The following is a 16,633-nucleotide window of genomic DNA, read 5'->3' as shown; positions in this document are numbered from 1 at the left end:
CCTCTCCAGCAGGAGAGGGAGCTTTTTTTAACTTAATGGCATTGACGCGAAGCGTAGGAACGATACAAAAGAACCCTCTGTAGGTGCGGATTTATCCGCACAGTGCGAATGAATTCGCACCTACAGATGACGGCTAAGGTTTGCGCCAAAATTAATTGCCGCTTATGGCTCCCATGTTTTACGTGGGAACTCAGACGGGGACGCTACCGCTAATCGAGGCTACGTGGGCTAACAGCTAATTCTGACCCTCGACATGCTGCCAATGGCCGGATTTGCCGCCGCTTTTTTCCAGCAGTCGTAAACCTTGAATCACCATGCCGCGGTCCACAGCTTTGCACATGTCATAAATCGTCAGCAAAGCAATTTGCGTGGCCATCAATGCTTCCATTTCCACTCCGGTTTGGCCGTTGGTTTTGACAGTGGTTAGGCAGTGCACTCGGCAGGAGTCCACTTGCGGCTGCAATTGAATTTCGACATGCGTCAGCGGTAGTGGATGGCAGAGCGGAATCAAATCAGCGGTTTTTTTGCTGGCCATGATGCCGGCAATCCGGGCAATGCCTAATACATCGCCTTTTTTATGATTGCCTGCCATAATCAACGCCAATGTGTTTGGCAGCATTTCAATCGCCCCTTCACAAATCGCCGTGCGCTGGGTGATGGCTTTGTCGCCAACGTCCACCATGTGGGCTTCGCCGGCGTTATTGAAATGGCTCAGGTTTGATTGGGACATGACTAGGGCTAATGATGAAAAAAATCCATTGTATTCTTGGGTAAACCTATATGTCGATAAAAGTGCGTTATTTTGCCAGCTTGAAAGAAAGCGTTGGCCGCGGTGAAGATGAATGTCACACAACATTTCCAATGCCGGTGCAAGCCGTCTGGCAACAACTCAACCCCGAGTTGGCTATGCCCGAGACCCTATTGATCGCCGTGAATATGAATTATGTCAAACATGATGCCATGGTTGAGGACGGCGATGAGCTGGCCTTTTTTCCACCGGTCACTGGAGGCTAAGATGCAGATCAAGCTTTGCGAACAGGTGTTTAATCCCTGGCAAGAAATAGAACAGTATCAAGCCAGTTTGACGCATTTGGCCGGCAAATATGGCGCTACCGGGGTGTTTGTTGGCAGCATGCGCGATTTTAATCAAGGCGATGATGTGACAAGTATGTATCTGGAACATTATCCAGGTATGACCGAGAAACAATTGCAGCAGATTGTCGAACAAGCGCAATTGCAATGGTCGTTGTTGGACAGCTTGGTGATACATAGAATAGGCGAGGTTAATCCGCCAGATGTGTTGGTGCTGGTGGCGGTATGGTCTGCGCATCGGGGTGATGCCTTTGATGCCAGCCGATATATCATGGAGCAATTGAAAAGCCGGGCCCCGTTCTGGAAAAAAGAAACATTGGTTTCCGGTCAGCATCGCTGGGTAGAAAAAAATACCACGGGTTATCAGCAAGAGAGCCGTTAATCAGACAGTACGAAACACTTTTATAGTCTTATCCTATATCCGCCTTGCTGATAAAGTTAGCCGCAGCTTATCGGTCTGATCATACCCAATCCCATTGGCTAAAGCTTAGCCAATGCCGTTGTTTTAGCGGTCTTTATCCGGCGGTAAATCGTTAACTGACTGGGGTTTTTGGCGCGCGGTTTTGCCTTATCAGATTTGACTTTAGGTAACTAGTTGAATATACATAAGTAATATGAACTTGTTAAACAGCGTTATTTTAGGGGGCAAACAGTGGATCAAAACGATACTTCTACCAAATACGATGATTTTTTATTTCAACGTAATTCATTGCTTATCCGTGGACTAGTACTGGCTACAACAGGATTGATTTTAACCATTTTAACCCTGGTTGAGCCCAACGTCCGCATCATGTCCCAAAGCAGTTCCTGGTTGCCTATGGTGGCGTTCGTCATTTTGATTGCCGGCTTGTTTGCTTGTCTGGATTCTTATATCTGGCGGCACTCCAATGAGTTTTTTATCAATTTACAGATTGCGGTTTTAGATGTGACGGTAGGCATGATTTTGCTTAATGAACTAAATAAATCTGCGGATAAATTGATTTTACTGGTAGCTGCCTACCTGATTATTAAAGGCGTATTCCGCATAGTTGCCGCTAATGCCGTGCGTTTTTCGAATTCCGGCATTGCAACCTTGGGTGGCGGGCTATCGGTTGTAATGGGTGTTTTGTTATGGCAAGAATGGTTGTTATCCACTATGTGGTTTATTTGCTTTTGTTTGAGCGTGGATATCATGACCCGCGGTTGGGCTTTAATCCGGTTTGGGCTTTGGTTGAAAGCGCAGCATAAAATAAATATCCAAAACACTTCTGCTAATTGAAACTGTAAAACAGTATGTTAAGTCGCGAGCTTGACGAGGTCTTAATCGACTCTTTACTCAATCCAGCCTGTTATCCGCATCCAGTGGAGACGGTTGAAAAGATAGAAACGCATATTTCCTGGCTATTGCTGGCAGGTGATTTTGTCTACAAAATCAAAAAACCGGTAGATTTTGGTTTTCTGGATTTTTCTGAACTATCCCAGCGACAGTTCTTTTGTCATGAAGAGCTGCGCTTGAATCGTCGTTTGGCGGCTGCGTTTTATCTGGACGTGGTCGGCATTGGTGGTAGTGCGGAAAAGCCGATATTAGGTGCAGAACCGGCTTTTGAGTATGCGGTCAAAATGCGACGGTTTGCTGAAGACCAATTGCTGGATCATCTATTACTGCAGGATAAATTGAGCGTCCAGCATTTTCAAAGCCTGGCTCAAACCTTGGTCCAGTTTCATGCCGATCTACCCCCAGCCGCCATCAATTCCGGTTTCGGCGATACCGAAGCCATTGGCTTGCCGGCACGGCAAAATTTTCAGCAATTATCGCAGTTGTTAAATGCAGGTTATGCGCAGCAACTGACTGGTTTACAGGCTGCCAGCGAATTAGAATTTAGCCGCTGTTTGGCGTTATTTACCCAACGTCTGCAAACCGGCAAAGTGCGTGAATGTCATGGCGATTTGCATTTAGGTAATATCGTTTTAATCGATAAGCAGCCGATGCCGTTTGATGGGATTGAATTTAATCCAGCCTTGCGCTGGATAGATGTCATGAACGATATCGCTTTTTTGCTGATGGATTTACAGCAACGCGAACGGCCAGATCTGGCTTATGCTTTTTTAGACGGCTATTTGCAAGCGAGCGGTGATTATGCCGGTTTGGCGGTGCTTAAGTTTTATTTAGGCTATCGGGCCATGGTGATGGCTAAAGTCAGTGCCATTCGTGCCGGGCAAATGGGAGCAGAGTTTGGCTTGGGCTTGTGTCAAAGTTATCTGGGGTTGGCCGAACAGTTTTACACCGACCAACAGCCCGGATTAGTAATTACTTTCGGCTTGCCGGGTTGCGGCAAAACCATGTTGTCCCAGTTGGTTTTGCAGAAATACCCGCTAATTCGCATACGATCAGATGTCGAGCGCAAACGACTATTTGGTTTGCAGGCTCACGAACGTAGTAATTCGGCTGTAGGTAGCGACATGTATAGCCCAGAAACTACCCGGCGCGTCTATCAACAGTTATTAACGCTGGCTAAGGATATTTTGCAATGCGGTTTTTCCGTGATTGTGGACGCAGCATTTTTAAAGCAGCCAGAGCGAGAAATGTTTAAACATCTGGCCGAACAGCTATCGATACCGTTTGCAATCTTGGCGATTAGCACTGAGGACACGTTACAGCGGCAACGCCTGAATCAGCGGCAAAACGATGCATCGGAAGCGGATGTGGCGGTGCTGGATAAACTAAAATCGGCTTATGAAGTGCTATCCGCCTCAGAGCGCGAATATGCAGTAGAACTGGTAAATAACGGTTCTGTTCAGGATGTAATCAAACAACAATCCGTTTGGGATAGTCTTGATAGGGTTTTACTGCGCTGAAACATCGATTAAGGCTGAATTTTTCCTCGCCAATATGCTATTTTGACAGTCTGTTTTCATCTTAAATTGCAACAAGACCCATGAGCATAAAATCAGACAATTGGATCCGCCGTATGGCCCAACAGCACGGCATGATAGAACCGTTTCAAGCCGGACAGGTTCGTGAATCAGAACAAGGACGCATTATTTCTTATGGCACATCCAGTTACGGCTACGACGTGCGCTGCTCCAACGAATTTAAAATATTCACCAATATCAATTCCACCATCGTCGATCCCAAAGATTTTGATGAAGGCAGTTTTGTGGATGTGAAATCCGATGTTTGCATTATTCCGCCCAATTCGTTTGCTTTGGCGCGCACAGTGGAGTTTTTCCGCATTCCGCGTGATGTGTTGGTGATTTGTCTGGGCAAATCGACCTATGCCCGCTGCGGCATTATCGTCAACGTGACGCCGCTGGAGCCGGAATGGGAAGGCCATGTGACTTTAGAGTTTTCCAACACCACGCCGTTACCGGCAAAAATCTATGCTAACGAAGGTGTGGCGCAGATGTTGTTTTTTGGTGGTGATGAAGTCTGCGAAACGTCTTATAAGGATAGAGGCGGAAAATATCAAGGACAGGTGGGTGTTACTTTACCTAAAGCATGAGGCATTCTTTAGCTATGTTTAAACAATTCTTCAGTCAAAATATGCCGATATCAGCGGAACCTTCGAGTAATCAACCCCATTCGGCAACTGATGAGCTGGAGGATTATTATCGCCAAGTACAGGATATCATTCTCCAGCGTCAGGATTGGGTCAGCGGCCTGTTACCGGCCAGTACGGCGGTTACTACGCACGGCAATTATACCGACGCCTGGGTAAGGGATAACGTATATAGCATACTGGCGGCGTGGGGTTTGGCGATGGCCTATCGGAAAACTGGCCAGCGTACCGATAGAACTTACGAGTTGGAGCAAAGCGTCGTCAAGTTGATGCGTGGATTGTTGACATCCATGATGCGGCAGGCCGAAAAGGTTGAAAAGTTCAAGCATAGTCAGGATCCTATGGATGCCCTGCACGCCAAGTACGATACTCATTCCGGCTCGGTAGTGGTCGGTGATCATGAATGGGGACATCTGCAACTGGATGCCACCTCCTTGTTTTTACTGATGCTGGCGCAAATGACGGCTTCCGGTTTGCGTATCGTGTTTACCATCAACGAAGTCAATTTCGTGCAAAACCTGGTGCATTACATCAGCCGTGCCTATCGCACTCCGGATTACGGCATCTGGGAGCGCGGTAATAAAATGAACCACGGCCAAGCCGAACTTAATGCCAGTTCCATTGGCATGGCGAAAGCGGCTTTGGAGGCGATGGCCAATTTTAATTTGTTTGGCAAAGAAGGCGGTCAAAGTTCTATTATTCACGTCGTTAGTGACGATATCGCGCGTACCCGAATTACCCTGGAATCATTATTGCCTCGCGAGTCCATTTCCAAGGAAGTTGATGCGGCGGTACTCAGTGTGACCGGTTTTCCGGCTTTTGCGGTTGATAATGCTGAGCTACGCCAAACTACTCAAGCACGGATCGTGGAAAAATTGCAGGGCCGTTATGGTTGCAAACGCTTTTTACTGGATGGTCATCAAACCGAATCGGAAGACCATCAGCGATTACATTATGAGCCGCATGAGTTAAAACAGTTTGCCGACATCGAGTGTGAATGGCCGTTGTTTTTCTGTTATTTGTTACTGAACAGTTTATTCAGCGGCGATATTAGCGGTGCCAGGGATTATCGACAAAAATTGGAAGCACTAAGAGTCGAAGAAAATGGTCAATTATTGCTGCCCGAGCTTTACAGGGTTCCGGCCGATCGTATAGAAGCAGAAAAAGCCCATCCTCACAGCCAAGATCGGATTGCCAACGAAAATGTCCCTTTGGTTTGGGCGCAAAGTCTGTTTATTTTAGGCTGCTTGTTACAGGATGGTTTCATCGACCTGGAGGATGTCGATCCTTTGCAGCGCTATAGCACCAGCAAACTGAATCCTGCGGCTACCGTGCAGATTGCACTGTTGGCCGATGATGAAAATGTCAAAGATAACCTGAGTAAAGCCGGTATAGCGAGTCAGCTGCGCGCCGAAATTGCACCGATTCAGGTGCGAGAAGCCAGTGAATTGGTGGCCGCCTATACGCAAGTCGGACGCAACGACCGTATTGGCTTGAGCGGACGTCCATCACGACAACTACGCTCTTTGGCGACATCTAAATTTTTTGTATTAGCCGGCGAACCGTTATTGTTTTTCCCCCAATTCATGGATCAAAAGGGCTTTTATATTGCCATGGATAACCAGTTATTAATTCAGCGTTTACGGCTGGAGCTGGTTTATATAGCTCGGCATTGGGATAAAGAAGGTCAACCGTTGGTGGTTATCAACGTTAAACAAAATATGCTGGATGGGCAAGACGGGCAGGAGTTGCTGCAGTTTTTGCAGCAATTACAAGCTGGAGACTTGAGCGTCCCGGTACGCTTAGGTTTATTAGTGGACTTTTTGGACAGTGCTTGTAAAGAAAAGATCGGCAATTTGTATGACTTTAAATTCTCACAAGCTAATTGGCTAGAACCTGAAAGACCGTTTGCCAGTCTGTTACCAAAAAGCGATATCTCACTACAGGCGATCGATAGTTATCAGTTGATAGAATGGGAAGTCGGCAGCGATGAATTGCTGATTGTCGAGATACAAACTAACCCTAACTTATTTGCCCAATTAGAAGCCTTGACGATACTCGCGCAGCGACAAGGTTTAGATTTTGATACCGGCTTGCGCAATGATGCAGGCCAAATCGGTCGCGTATGCGATTTGTTGGAAGAGGTCTATCTGCGTGCCGGGGATTTGCATGTTTGGCAAATTGTGCGCCGTTGTGCAGGCTTACTGGGTAAGTACGACATTAATTTAGAACAAGGTGCGACTGAAATTCTGGTACGTCAGCACGGTTTGACCGTAGGCCGCGCGTATAGCGGCAAAGCCACTTTACGCCGACCCACGGACTCCTGGCAGATTTTGGAAACCATCCGCATTTTCAACCCGAATGACAACAGCCAGCAAATCATCATTCAGGAATTGATCATTTACTTGGGGATGTTGATCAAACTGAATCCGGAATTGTTTGCCGACATGCATACTATTCGGGTCGGACATATTTTATTGCTGATTATTGTGCGCCAAAAACGCTTGTCCAGTACGTCGTTCGATGCGGCGTTTAACGATATTTTGACGTTACCACCGTATCAATTGTCGCAATTGGTGCAAGAAACCCTGGAAGATTATAGTAATAGCGAAACCCAATTGGGTTTGGTCGAAATTTTACATCATCAAGGTGAGCATCAGGATCTGGGGATGGCGCGTTTTCCAGACAGCATGGATCCAAAGCATTTCGGCGGAGCCGACGACTGGTATGCCTGGCGCGAACAACAAGGCAGCTTCGGGCGTGAGAACGAAGCATTTTTCAGTGGGATGTGGGATGTGTTGCATCACTGCAAAGGCCTGATCGTCGGCGAAAAATACAATAGCAAGCGCCGCATCGACAGTGAAAGCATGCTGGCGCAAATGACGGCTGGTGAGCAAAGTTTCAGGCTGCACATTAATCATATTTTGAACAAAATTCAGGCGCCGGTTTACCGGCAATTATGTGTAGAAGCTTTGCGCGCCTTGGCTTCCATCGTGCGTAATAATCCTGATCTATACATCGAAGATACCTTGGTGACAGATATCCTGATCGGTCATGCTGTACGTTTATGCTGGCTTAAAGTCCATCCAGAATACCGCGATGATTACGAAGAATGTGTTTCCTTGGCTTGGCAGGCGTTTTATCAATTGCCGCCGCATGTGGTGGCAAACGGCATACTGGATGCGCTGGTGCATTTGCTTAATCTTAAACAATCTTAATCGGGGGCGATCATGATTCTTGCTGGTGACATTGGCGGTACTAAAACGGTTTTAGCGCTCCTGCAGCATGATACCGAGGGAGTGTTAAGAACTGTGCAGGAGCAAACATATGCCAGCGGCGAATATGACAGTTTTGATGCAATCTTAGAGTTGTTCTTGCCCAAAAATGTCCAAATCGCATCGGCTTGTTTTGGTATAGCCGGTCCAGTCGTCAATCAGCATTGTTATGCCACCAATCTAAAATGGACCATAGAAGGTGATCTGCTAAAGGCCAAACTTGGTACTCAGCAAGTTAAATTGCTCAACGATCTGGAGGCTATGGCTGTTGGTATGTTGCATTTACAGGCAGAGGAATTTATCGAGCTGAATCCGAATGCCGAGCCTTATGTTGGCAATATTGCCGTCATCGCAGCAGGCACCGGCTTGGGTGAAGCCATTTTATATTGGGATGGTCGGCAGCATCACCCGATTGCCACAGAAGGTGGTCACTGTTCGTTTGCACCACAAAATCAGCAACAAGACCGGTTACTGGAATTTTTGCGTGGCCGGTATTCTCAACATGTCAGTTATGAGCGGGTTTTATCGGGTATAGGCTTCAGCAATCTGTACGATTTTTTGCTGGATAGTCAGTTTGCTGCAGCTTGTCCGGCGGTGCCGAATGCGCAGAATGCAAAGCAAGGCAATGTCGACCGCAATGCGATTATCTCGCGCTTAGGGATTAATGGTGAAGATGCTTTATGTAGTGAAGTGGTCAGGCTGTTTGTGGAAATCTATGGTGCGGAAGCCGGTAATCTGGTGATGAAGTCGTTTGCCATGGGCGGGGTGTTCATAGGTGGAGGCATCGGGCCGAAAATTCGATCTGCCCTGGAATCAGGTGGCTTTATGCAGGCTTTTACAGAAAAAGGCCGCTTTCAAGCGATTTTGGGAAAGGTGTCTGTTAAATTAGCTTTAAATGCCAGAACGCCGTTGCTGGGGGCTATGCATTATTTCGATGCGGAATAACGAGTTTGTAGCAGCTGATTTGCGGCAGAGAGGAATGATGAAGTCTGGGGAGTAACCAATGTTGGCCGCTCCCCGAACTCAATCTAAGCAATACACCTGGTTTTAATTTTTAAACTAACCCAAGTGACTAGAATCAACCAAGCTTAGAAGTTGTTGTATGTTTTGCTAAGCAGTTCAAATGACTCATTTGCTTCAATCATTTGAGCTTCAGCTTCTTTAAGATCGCCATGATTATAAGCTGTGCGAGCTTTTGATAATTTGCCCAGTGATTTTTCACGCAGCATATAAGTTACAGTGCTTTCAATTTTTTTAGCCAGCTGTTTGGTTGTTTTGAACATTTCCATAACAGTTTCTTTATCAGTGCCGTCAGTAATCGCAGCTAAGGTTAGTTTTGACTGTGCAAGCGTCTCATCAATGGCGATAGCAGTTTCAGCAGGGGTAGCATTTTCAATTTTACCCGCTGGTTTTGCCATGGCAGTTGATGCAGTTGCAAGCATTGCAACACTAACGAACAAAGCTAAAGATACTTTTTTTAATAAACCCATGATAGATTTTTCCTCGTGTATATGATTATTTTAGTGTTCAAGCCTGAACACCCTACTATTGTATAGCCATTTCATCGTACCACATTCAGCTTTAAAAACTCGGGTTAAAGAAAATTATTTTTGTAACTATTCGGTGATATTTCAAGTTAAGCTTAATATCATAAATTCAATAATTAAACCTTAAGTAATGCGTGTTATTTTAACAAAATCAATGCCTTATAATTTTTGAAAAAAAGATGATGAGATCGCTAATGGGGTGTGAGTGATTGCTTTCGTTTTATCGGAATAACTGAGAAGAAATAATTTTTTGGATTAGCCGCAAATTCTAATGAAATAAAAATTACCGCTTTAATAATGTGGTAAAAAATTACAATATTATTTGAGGGGGATTGCTGTTTATTTTGCTAGAGCAGGGCAAGTATATATAGCCAGAAATTGAAACAGGCATTTGAAAATATACCTGCTATGCAGGCCTAAATAGTTGCCATATTGCAACGTTTCATTCAGGCATAGCCGAAGCCTGCATGCCGACTGGGTTAACCTCGACCATGACAGTCTGACCATCAATGGTTTCGATGTTATAAGCACCATCGGGTGTAAACACATTACCAATTACTTCACCATCCTGGGTGCTGGCAAGATAAAATCTGTAAAACTGATTTTCATCATCCATGGTTCCCACCCAGCTTAACGTGCCGTCTTCCAAAGCCACCATGCTTTCCTGTTTGACAGTAAATGTACCCACCGGCAAATCGACCAGCATTTCGCCGCCTTCCGCCAGGTTGGTCAGTTCATCAGTTGGGAGGGTGATGTCTACCATTGCTGGGGTTTCCAAAAAACTCGCCGGTTGATCCTCGGCAAGCTTGACATCCTGCTGGGTAGTGGGTTTTACACCGCCCTTATAACCAGTGATAAACACAGTCTTGATGGTATTGCCTTCTTGAATGGTCGAATAATTATAGTTATCCAGCAACTGGCCTAATGCGCCTTTCCAGTTTTGCGCATGCAGCTTAATGTTAATCAGATCGTGTTCGACGGCAGCATTAAATTTAAAGCCTATACCGGTTTCCCTGGAAATCTTGAGGGTGACATCGGCAAGCGATTGCTTATTAATCACTAGCGAAACAGGCTGATTCGCAACAGATGCTGCTGCAGTAATTGCATCATGGTTAACATTGGTAGCCTGAACCGCCGACGCCATGGTTAAACAAAACGTTAGTACTACCGCCAGCTGGCGACGATTTTGGGCGATGGGTGATGGGTTAATCTCCGCACGGCTATCTTGTTTTAAAAAAATACCGTATTGATCGCAAATGGCTTTTAAGGCCCGAAAAGCCTGCGGTGCTGTGGTGCCTAAATGCATTTTGCAAACCAAAGCGGCCTGGCCTTCAATAACGCAAGGTTGCAGATAATTATGGCTGGAAAATGCCTGATACCAGTGTTGTAACTCAGTCACCAGGCTGTGCAACTGCGCCACCGGCCGAGCAGCAACCCGATAAACCTCGTCGATCGTATTAATTGGATTCATGTTTGAGATGGGCATAAAGTCAGGTTTAAATTGAGTAAACGTCATAGTTGGCATCGTTCCTACGCTTCACGTCACTGCCATTAAGTTAAGGAAGAACAATCCCTTCTCCCTCCGGGAGAAGGTTAGGATGAGGGGATTAAATAAAGCTTTTTTGCCTTATTATAAATCTCCTCTCCCCAACCCTCTCCAGCAGGAGAGGGAGCTTTTTCTTAACTTAATGGCATTGACGCTTCACGTGGGAACGCAAGCTGAAGCGATGCCTTTGGAATATAGGGTTGAGACAGTAACTTAGGAATATGCATGGAATATCATATGCAAGAATCCTGTGTAGGTGCGGATTTATCCGCACAGTGCGAATAAATTCGCACCCACAGCTGGCAAACTTGTTTCATGCGTATTCCTTAGCCAACCATGTTTAGATTATAGAACGTAATGGCGTCAGTGTATTACACCATTAACATGGATGGCGACTTAAGCAAGTGCACTGAAAGAGAGGCTTATCATGACTGGCTTGAAAATGATTACGATGACACTTAAACAGATGCGGGCTTCGATAAACTTAGACTGATTACTCTTGTAGGTGCGGATTTATCCGCACTATGCGAATGAATTCGCACCTACACATCTCGAAGTTATTTCGCGCTTAATCCTTAGTGAAGCATAATCGGACGCATGTCATAAATTGCCACCCATAATAGAATAGATATCACCGCACCCATTCGGCTCGACGGAGTTCATGCTGTCATGAAGTATCCGTACAATGTGAATTTTGGTTACTGTGACTCGATAAAAAACTACATGACGATTGATGCGAAGCTGTCTGTACCCTCTGGGGCACAAGTGCGGATCGTGTCTCATCATCCTACGGTCCTGATTTATCTAGGATTAACGATCCATCTCTTTCTGAAGCCGCTTTGGACTCCGCCTACAATCAAGAATACGAAACACAACGGCTTGATCGTCAATCACTTTGTAATAAATGGCGTAGGGAAAGCGCTTGGCTAAAAGTCTATGGAATCCAAAATGCATGCTGTGAACCCCGGCATACAAAGCTAATGAATCGATTTCGGCAAACAGACTATCAAAAAATAATCGCCTACGCCTTCTTGCTGTTTATCGTAAAACAAGCGCCCGGCCGCCAAATCATCCATGGCAGTACGTAAAACCCGAATTTTCATTCGAACCGAGCGCGTAATGCCTTTTTGGCCTGCTGCCAATCGACTGCTTCGACATCTCCTGCGTTATAAGCGGCTTCCGTAACCTGAAGTTCTTTCTGATGCCAAGCTAACGCAGGGACATCATTTTCGTTATCGAGTAAATCGTGCCACAGAGCCTCGATAAGCTTGAGTTTTTCGATTGCGGGTAACTGCCGCAGTTCAGCGTTGATCATTAGATTGTTCTCGTATTGTAATCACCAAATTGATACTAGACCGAAACAGCATTGAAAGCCAGGCATTATTACTTATGCTTTTTCTACCCACCGTTTATAGGTAATTGCTTAAATCCGTTTGGGCACAAAAAGCCTGCCCACTGGGCTGATTTGGCGCTTTTAAACCAAAATAAAATAGCAGGGCATTGAGCCCAAAGATGCTCGGCGCGACGGAATTTGTAACTCCGTTGCTTATGTTTCATGCGCATCGTTCCTACGCTTCGCGTCACTGCCATTAAGTTAAGGAAGAACAATCCCTTCTCCCTCCGGGAGAAGGTTAGGATGAGGGGATTAAATAAAGCTTTTTTGCCTTATTATAAATCTCCTCTCCCCAACCCTCTCCAGCAGGAGAGGGAGCTTTTTCTTAACTTAATGGCATTGACGCGGAGCATGGGAACCATAGAAAAGGGATGTGACCCCTATCTTTGGAGTTGATCGGCTGAGCATTGAATTTTAAGTAACTGTTTTTACTGTAACTAAGTCGTTAAGTAAGTACCATCCGGAACTGATCCTTGCCAATCAAGGGCATTTAATTTGACCCTGACCCCAATTATCTCCATTGCTATCTTGAGGAGAGTGGTTTTTAATGGTGACAAATTATCACCACAATGTTACGCTGGCGTTTTAAGTTTAGTCAGGGGGAGCTATGTCAACAGCATCCATTGATCGAGGTCGAATCACCGCACGGGTTCCTCTCAAAGTTCAAGAAACATTGGAAATGGCGGCCAGCATGGTCGGGGCAACCGTTAACCAATTCATCGTGCAAACAGCCCTGCGGGAAGCCGAGCGCATTATTGAACAAGAAAGAGAGATTCATTTGAGTATGCGCGATTCCGAAGCGCTACTCAAAGCGCTTGATAATCCACCATTACCCAATGAAAAATTATTAGCCACCCTTCAGGACTACGCGGCACGACGCAATGATCAAACTGGAACCATTGGCTGGACACCACGAGCGAAAGGCGTTTGATTGCGGTGTCGCGCCTCTCAACATCTGGCTGAAACAGACAGCGCTGCAACATCAAACCAAAGGTATTTCTCGAACATTTGTCGCCATCCCAGCAGGCGGACAGATCGTCGATGTGTATCGGTCATTGGGCTATGGTGATATTAGCTCAGCCAGTATTTTGGGCTTTTATGCACTGGCTTCGGCATTTGTGTTTATTGATGAGCTCCCAGCCGAAACTGCAAAACGCTACCCGCGCCAAGTACCTGTTACTCGTCTCGGTCGATTAGCGATTAGGGCGGACATGCAAGGCCAAGGATTGGGTAGGTTGTTACTGGCCGACGCAGTTAATCGTGCAGAATCTGCCGCTCAAGCGGTTGGCAGTGCAGGTTTATTTGTAGATGCCAAGGACGAAACCAGTTCGCGGTTTTATCAAAGCTTCGGGTTTAGGGTTTGTGACGATCAGTCGCTGAAGCTGTACTTGCCGATGTGGTGATTCCGGTTTAGCCTGTTTAGGGGTGGCGAAACGAATGCCGCCTGCCTATGTATTCGACTCGGCGCGACGGAGTTTGTAACTCAGTTACTTACGTTTCATGCGCATCGTTCCTACGCTTCGCGTCAATGCCATTAAGTTAAGAAAAAGCTCCCTCTCCTGCTGGAGAGGGTTGGGGAGAGGAGATTTATAATAAGGCAAAAAAGCTTTATTTAATCCCCTCATCCTAACCTTCTCCCGGAGGGAGAAGGGATTGTTCTTCCTTAACTTAATGGCAGTGACGCTTCGCGTGGGAATACAAACTGAACCGCTCTGCGGTTCTGGACGCTGGAGCATCCCCGGCAGAGTTCCCACGCGAAGCATGGGAACCATAGACTGCATTTTTGTTCATTTCAGGAGAATTCCTCGGGAATATCACGGGCACCATGAAGTACGCGTATGATCGTGATTTCTTCCTTGGATGCACTAAAGAAAATTACGTAGTTACCATAGGCGCACGAACGAAGACCCTCATCCAGTTCAGGGCGTAGGCGGTAGCTTAGTGGATTTCCAGCGATAGTTTTGCACTGATCAAATAACTCTCTGACAAAACTGAGTGCGCGTCTAGGATTGTCTTTAGCAATGTAATCACCGATCGATTCGATGTCTCGTTCAGCAAGTGGCGTGATAATCAGTTTGTTCACTGACTATCAGCCTGTTGCTGGTATTTTGCCTCTAGCCGTGCGAAAACAGTATCTACAGGTATTCCGGGGCCACTGTTCTTGCCAGCGGCGATTTCCGCTTTCAGTGCTTCTAGCTGTAAAGCTTGGCGCTCCTGCTGTTCTTCCATTAATCGCAGGGCGGCACGCACTACTTCACTGGTATTGTTGTAGCGACCGCTGACGATCTGGTCACGGATGAACGTTTCAAAATGAGGGCTGAGTGCAACGCTGGTGGGCATGATTATCTCCTAACAATTATTAACTATTATTTGACTCGCCATTGATTTTTCTGTCAACCGTTTGCTGATCATTCAGCTTTTCAGCCATCACATTCAGCGCTCAATGCCAGCGTTGCCGGGCAGTGCTTTTCTCACTGTAACTGGCTGATAGAGGGATTTCGCCGTCGTTAGGAGAACATTCGGATTCATAAAGCATCGTAGCCCGGATGCAACTTGCGGAATCCGGGGATTATAGTTGTCCTCTGCGCGATGGAGTTTGTAACTCCGTTGCTTACGTTTTATTCTGTAGCGGGATATGGTGACGCTAAACGTTACGAACGGGTTTACAAAACCCGTCCGGCTTAGGAGCAACCACATGCGTACGATTACGCTAGCGCTAATCGTACCTACACGGGCTTAACCTGTTGGATCCAACCGCCCGTTGCGGAAAACCGCATTGCCGGTGGTGTTGGAGAGGTGACGGGCGCAATCCCGTCACCCCGACCCGATCACGGGCTCAAAGGTTCAAATAGCCGGATGCTGCTCCAGCCATTCTTTAAGAGCATCATTCATGCGGGTTTGCCAACCCTTCCCAGTGGATTTGAAAGCCGCCAACACGCTATTATCCAAGCGTAAGGCAATCTGTGTTTTATCCGACCCAGCCGGTCTACCACGACTTCGAGCCAGGCTAATCCCTCTATTTAATTCATCTTCGGTCAGCGGACGGTCATCCTCATCATTGCCATCCCAAACATAATCCATTTCGGGCTTTATGGCCCGAATAGCCTCCAACACCTCATTGCGTGTCATCATATTCGTTTTTGAGCCAGACACCGTAAGCCTCCCGTTCTCTTGTACTTGCAGGGCGAAAACTGATAATACGCGTCGCCTGATCACGTTGGGTATGAATCACCGTCAAAACTGCCAAGAAACCAAGGGCATAAGAAATAGACTGGATTCGAAATTCATTATCTCGCATAACCTCAATATCCAAACGATAGCGCGACTCCAGCACTTCGTTGGCATCGGCAAAATCTAAACAATGCTTTTGCAGATTAGCTTGTCGCTTGTTTTCATCCCAGATTAACTCTGTTTCCATGAAAAATAATTGTATATATGTTTATTTAAGCCTGCAAGCGATGCAAATAATATGCTGAGATTATAAAAAGACCCTGACACCTTTATCTCCCCACCACCCTATCGCGGTAAGTCCGATAACAAACCCAAAAACTCATTGGCAAGATGGGTGCGATCATATTTTTTCGCGGCAGCAAGGCCGTTGGTTTTTAAAGTGGCATACAGCTGTGTGTCTGATTTAAGTTTTAACAAATATTGATACAGCGCATCAGAATCTTCAGGTTCAAACACCAAACCAGCTTCGTTCTGCTTAACAATATCAGCCGATTCACCCGCCACACCATGCAAAACTCGGCGCGACGGAGTTTATAACTCCGTTGCTTACGTTTTATTCTGGAGCGGGATATGGTGACGCTAAACGTTACGAACAGAAACCCGTCCGGCTTAGGTAAAACGCTTTCTGACGGCGCACAGGCTTAATGAGTTGCTGTAAGCTTCGACATGCGTCCGATTATGCTGCGCTAATCGAACCTACGCGGGCTCTTGTAGGTGCGGATTTATCCGCACTATGCGAATGAATTCGCACCTACACATCTCGAAGATATTTCGCGCTTAATCCTTAGTGAAGCGTAATCGGAAGCATGTCATAAATAGCCACCCATCATGGAATAGATATCACCGCACCCACTCGGCGCGCTCGGCGCGACGGAGTTTATAACTCCGTTGCTTACGTTTCATGCGCATAGTTCCTACGCTTCGCGTGGGAATGCACCCTGAACCGCTCTGCGGTTCGGGACGCTGGAGCATCCCCGACAGAGTTCCCACGCGAAGCATCAATGCCATTA

At 46.3% G+C, this 16,633-nt stretch carries 20 protein-coding genes; 9 read left to right on the top strand and 11 right to left on the bottom strand.

Annotation, left to right across the window (positions count from 1 at the left end):
* Positions 1-235 precede the first annotated feature (235 nt).
* The gene (gene moaC / locus A1359_RS06275; protein ID WP_066979660.1) at positions 236-730 is read right to left on the bottom strand and encodes a cyclic pyranopterin monophosphate synthase MoaC; all 495 of its coding nucleotides are present in this window, start codon (positions 728-730) and stop codon (positions 236-238) included.
* 50 nt (positions 731-780) lie between these two features.
* On the opposite strand from moaC, the gene A1359_RS06270 reads away from it, so the two are divergent.
* From A1359_RS06270 to glk, 7 genes are all read left to right on the top strand, one after another.
* Entirely contained in the window at positions 781-1,014 is a 234-nt protein-coding gene (locus tag A1359_RS06270) for a MoaD/ThiS family protein (protein WP_066979657.1), read from the top strand.
* A gap of 1 nt (position 1,015) precedes the next feature.
* Positions 1,016-1,474: a molybdenum cofactor biosynthesis protein MoaE gene (locus A1359_RS06265; protein WP_066979654.1), complete on the top strand. Its 459-nt coding sequence runs from the start codon at positions 1,016-1,018 to the stop codon at positions 1,472-1,474.
* A gap of 270 nt (positions 1,475-1,744) precedes the next feature.
* Positions 1,745-2,350 carry an HdeD family acid-resistance protein gene (locus A1359_RS06260; RefSeq protein WP_066979649.1) on the top strand — a complete coding sequence of 202 codons (606 nt, stop codon included), beginning with the start codon at positions 1,745-1,747 and terminating at the stop codon, positions 2,348-2,350.
* 14 nt (positions 2,351-2,364) lie between these two features.
* Positions 2,365-3,927: a bifunctional aminoglycoside phosphotransferase/ATP-binding protein gene (locus A1359_RS06255; protein WP_066979646.1), complete on the top strand. Its 1,563-nt coding sequence runs from the start codon at positions 2,365-2,367 to the stop codon at positions 3,925-3,927.
* Between the two features lie 80 nt (positions 3,928-4,007).
* Positions 4,008-4,574, top strand: coding sequence for a dCTP deaminase (dcd, locus tag A1359_RS06250; protein WP_066979643.1), 567 nt, complete (start codon positions 4,008-4,010; stop codon positions 4,572-4,574).
* 41 nt (positions 4,575-4,615) lie between these two features.
* On the top strand, positions 4,616-7,849 hold the full coding sequence (locus A1359_RS06245; protein ID WP_066979664.1) for a glycoside hydrolase family 15 protein: 3,234 nt from the start codon (positions 4,616-4,618) through the stop codon (positions 7,847-7,849).
* A 12-nt stretch (positions 7,850-7,861) separates the two neighbouring features.
* The gene (gene glk / locus A1359_RS06240; RefSeq protein WP_066979640.1) at positions 7,862-8,851 is read left to right on the top strand and encodes a glucokinase; all 990 of its coding nucleotides are present in this window, start codon (positions 7,862-7,864) and stop codon (positions 8,849-8,851) included.
* Between the two features lie 143 nt (positions 8,852-8,994).
* Here the strand turns inward: glk and A1359_RS06235 are convergent, their stop codons facing one another.
* The 5 genes from A1359_RS06235 to A1359_RS06220 all read right to left on the bottom strand — a co-directional run bounded on the left by A1359_RS06235 (position 8,995) and on the right by A1359_RS06220 (position 12,314).
* Positions 8,995-9,396, bottom strand: a complete 402-nt coding sequence (locus tag A1359_RS06235; protein ID WP_066979635.1) for a hypothetical protein — start codon at positions 9,394-9,396, stop codon at positions 8,995-8,997.
* Positions 9,397-9,895: 499 nt separating this feature from the next.
* Complete coding sequence (locus A1359_RS06230) at positions 9,896-10,924, bottom strand: hypothetical protein (RefSeq protein WP_157200489.1); 1,029 nt, start codon at positions 10,922-10,924, stop codon at positions 9,896-9,898.
* Between the two features lie 675 nt (positions 10,925-11,599).
* Positions 11,600-11,782 carry a type II toxin-antitoxin system RelE/ParE family toxin gene (locus A1359_RS21815; protein WP_232322135.1) on the bottom strand — a complete coding sequence of 61 codons (183 nt, stop codon included), beginning with the start codon at positions 11,780-11,782 and terminating at the stop codon, positions 11,600-11,602.
* A 194-nt stretch (positions 11,783-11,976) separates the two neighbouring features.
* Positions 11,977-12,102 carry a hypothetical protein gene (locus A1359_RS23430; protein ID WP_269747882.1) on the bottom strand — a complete coding sequence of 42 codons (126 nt, stop codon included), beginning with the start codon at positions 12,100-12,102 and terminating at the stop codon, positions 11,977-11,979.
* Positions 12,099-12,314, bottom strand: a complete 216-nt coding sequence (locus tag A1359_RS06220; protein ID WP_066979629.1) for an addiction module protein — start codon at positions 12,312-12,314, stop codon at positions 12,099-12,101. The genes A1359_RS23430 and A1359_RS06220 overlap by 4 nt, the downstream gene beginning before the upstream one ends.
* A gap of 685 nt (positions 12,315-12,999) precedes the next feature.
* Here A1359_RS06220 and A1359_RS06210 point away from each other — a divergent pair.
* A complete protein-coding gene (locus A1359_RS06210; RefSeq protein ID WP_066979620.1) occupies positions 13,000-13,323 on the top strand; it encodes a type II toxin-antitoxin system TacA family antitoxin in 324 nt (107 codons plus the stop codon).
* Positions 13,274-13,795, top strand: a complete 522-nt coding sequence (locus A1359_RS06205) for a GNAT family N-acetyltransferase (protein WP_066979618.1) — start codon at positions 13,274-13,276, stop codon at positions 13,793-13,795. The genes A1359_RS06210 and A1359_RS06205 overlap by 50 nt, the downstream gene beginning before the upstream one ends.
* 389 nt (positions 13,796-14,184) lie before the next feature.
* Here A1359_RS06205 and A1359_RS06195 read toward each other — a convergent pair whose 3' ends face one another.
* From A1359_RS06195 to A1359_RS06175, 5 genes are all read right to left on the bottom strand, one after another.
* Positions 14,185-14,475 carry a type II toxin-antitoxin system RelE/ParE family toxin gene (locus A1359_RS06195; RefSeq protein WP_066979612.1) on the bottom strand — a complete coding sequence of 97 codons (291 nt, stop codon included), beginning with the start codon at positions 14,473-14,475 and terminating at the stop codon, positions 14,185-14,187.
* Positions 14,472-14,732, bottom strand: coding sequence for a type II toxin-antitoxin system ParD family antitoxin (locus A1359_RS06190; RefSeq protein WP_066979610.1), 261 nt, complete (start codon positions 14,730-14,732; stop codon positions 14,472-14,474). Before A1359_RS06190 ends, A1359_RS06195 begins: the two co-directional genes overlap by 4 nt.
* A 504-nt stretch (positions 14,733-15,236) precedes the next feature.
* A complete protein-coding gene (locus tag A1359_RS06185) occupies positions 15,237-15,524 on the bottom strand; it encodes a BrnA antitoxin family protein (protein ID WP_232322134.1) in 288 nt (95 codons plus the stop codon).
* Complete coding sequence (locus tag A1359_RS06180) at positions 15,508-15,810, bottom strand: BrnT family toxin (protein ID WP_066979601.1); 303 nt, start codon at positions 15,808-15,810, stop codon at positions 15,508-15,510. The genes A1359_RS06185 and A1359_RS06180 overlap by 17 nt, the downstream gene beginning before the upstream one ends.
* A 98-nt stretch (positions 15,811-15,908) precedes the next feature.
* On the bottom strand, positions 15,909-16,127 hold the full coding sequence (locus A1359_RS06175; RefSeq protein WP_066979597.1) for a hypothetical protein: 219 nt from the start codon (positions 16,125-16,127) through the stop codon (positions 15,909-15,911).
* Positions 16,128-16,633: the final 506 nt, after the last annotated feature.

The organism is Methylomonas lenta (assembly GCF_001644015.1).
Taxonomy (GTDB): domain Bacteria; phylum Pseudomonadota; class Gammaproteobacteria; order Methylococcales; family Methylomonadaceae; genus Methylomonas; species Methylomonas lenta.
Note: the sequence above shows the minus strand (reverse complement) of the source record. Positions and strands in the feature narration are given on the sequence as shown.

What these genes read in the sequence shown, in the direction of transcription:
- moaC (WP_066979660.1), bottom strand. Translation starts at nt 730, where the DNA reads ATGTCCCAATCAAACCTGAGCCATTTCAATAACGCCGGCGAAGCCCAC.
- A1359_RS06270 (WP_066979657.1), top strand. Translation starts at nt 781, where the DNA reads ATGTCGATAAAAGTGCGTTATTTTGCCAGCTTGAAAGAAAGCGTTGGC.
- A1359_RS06265 (WP_066979654.1), top strand. Translation starts at nt 1,016, where the DNA reads ATGCAGATCAAGCTTTGCGAACAGGTGTTTAATCCCTGGCAAGAAATA.
- A1359_RS06255 (WP_066979646.1), top strand. Translation starts at nt 2,365, where the DNA reads ATGTTAAGTCGCGAGCTTGACGAGGTCTTAATCGACTCTTTACTCAAT.
- dcd (WP_066979643.1), top strand. Translation starts at nt 4,008, where the DNA reads ATGAGCATAAAATCAGACAATTGGATCCGCCGTATGGCCCAACAGCAC.
- A1359_RS06245 (WP_066979664.1), top strand. Translation starts at nt 4,616, where the DNA reads ATGCCGATATCAGCGGAACCTTCGAGTAATCAACCCCATTCGGCAACT.
- glk (WP_066979640.1), top strand. Translation starts at nt 7,862, where the DNA reads ATGATTCTTGCTGGTGACATTGGCGGTACTAAAACGGTTTTAGCGCTC.
- A1359_RS06235 (WP_066979635.1), bottom strand. Translation starts at nt 9,396, where the DNA reads ATGGGTTTATTAAAAAAAGTATCTTTAGCTTTGTTCGTTAGTGTTGCA.
- A1359_RS06230 (WP_157200489.1), bottom strand. Translation starts at nt 10,924, where the DNA reads ATGAATCCAATTAATACGATCGACGAGGTTTATCGGGTTGCTGCTCGG.
- A1359_RS21815 (WP_232322135.1), bottom strand. Translation starts at nt 11,782, where the DNA reads ATGAGACACGATCCGCACTTGTGCCCCAGAGGGTACAGACAGCTTCGC.
- A1359_RS23430 (WP_269747882.1), bottom strand. Translation starts at nt 12,102, where the DNA reads ATGAAAATTCGGGTTTTACGTACTGCCATGGATGATTTGGCGGCCGGG.
- A1359_RS06220 (WP_066979629.1), bottom strand. Translation starts at nt 12,314, where the DNA reads ATGATCAACGCTGAACTGCGGCAGTTACCCGCAATCGAAAAACTCAAG.
- A1359_RS06210 (WP_066979620.1), top strand. Translation starts at nt 13,000, where the DNA reads ATGTCAACAGCATCCATTGATCGAGGTCGAATCACCGCACGGGTTCCT.
- A1359_RS06205 (WP_066979618.1), top strand. Translation starts at nt 13,274, where the DNA reads ATGATCAAACTGGAACCATTGGCTGGACACCACGAGCGAAAGGCGTTT.
- A1359_RS06190 (WP_066979610.1), bottom strand. Translation starts at nt 14,732, where the DNA reads ATGCCCACCAGCGTTGCACTCAGCCCTCATTTTGAAACGTTCATCCGT.
- A1359_RS06185 (WP_232322134.1), bottom strand. Translation starts at nt 15,524, where the DNA reads ATGATGACACGCAATGAGGTGTTGGAGGCTATTCGGGCCATAAAGCCC.
- A1359_RS06180 (WP_066979601.1), bottom strand. Translation starts at nt 15,810, where the DNA reads ATGGAAACAGAGTTAATCTGGGATGAAAACAAGCGACAAGCTAATCTG.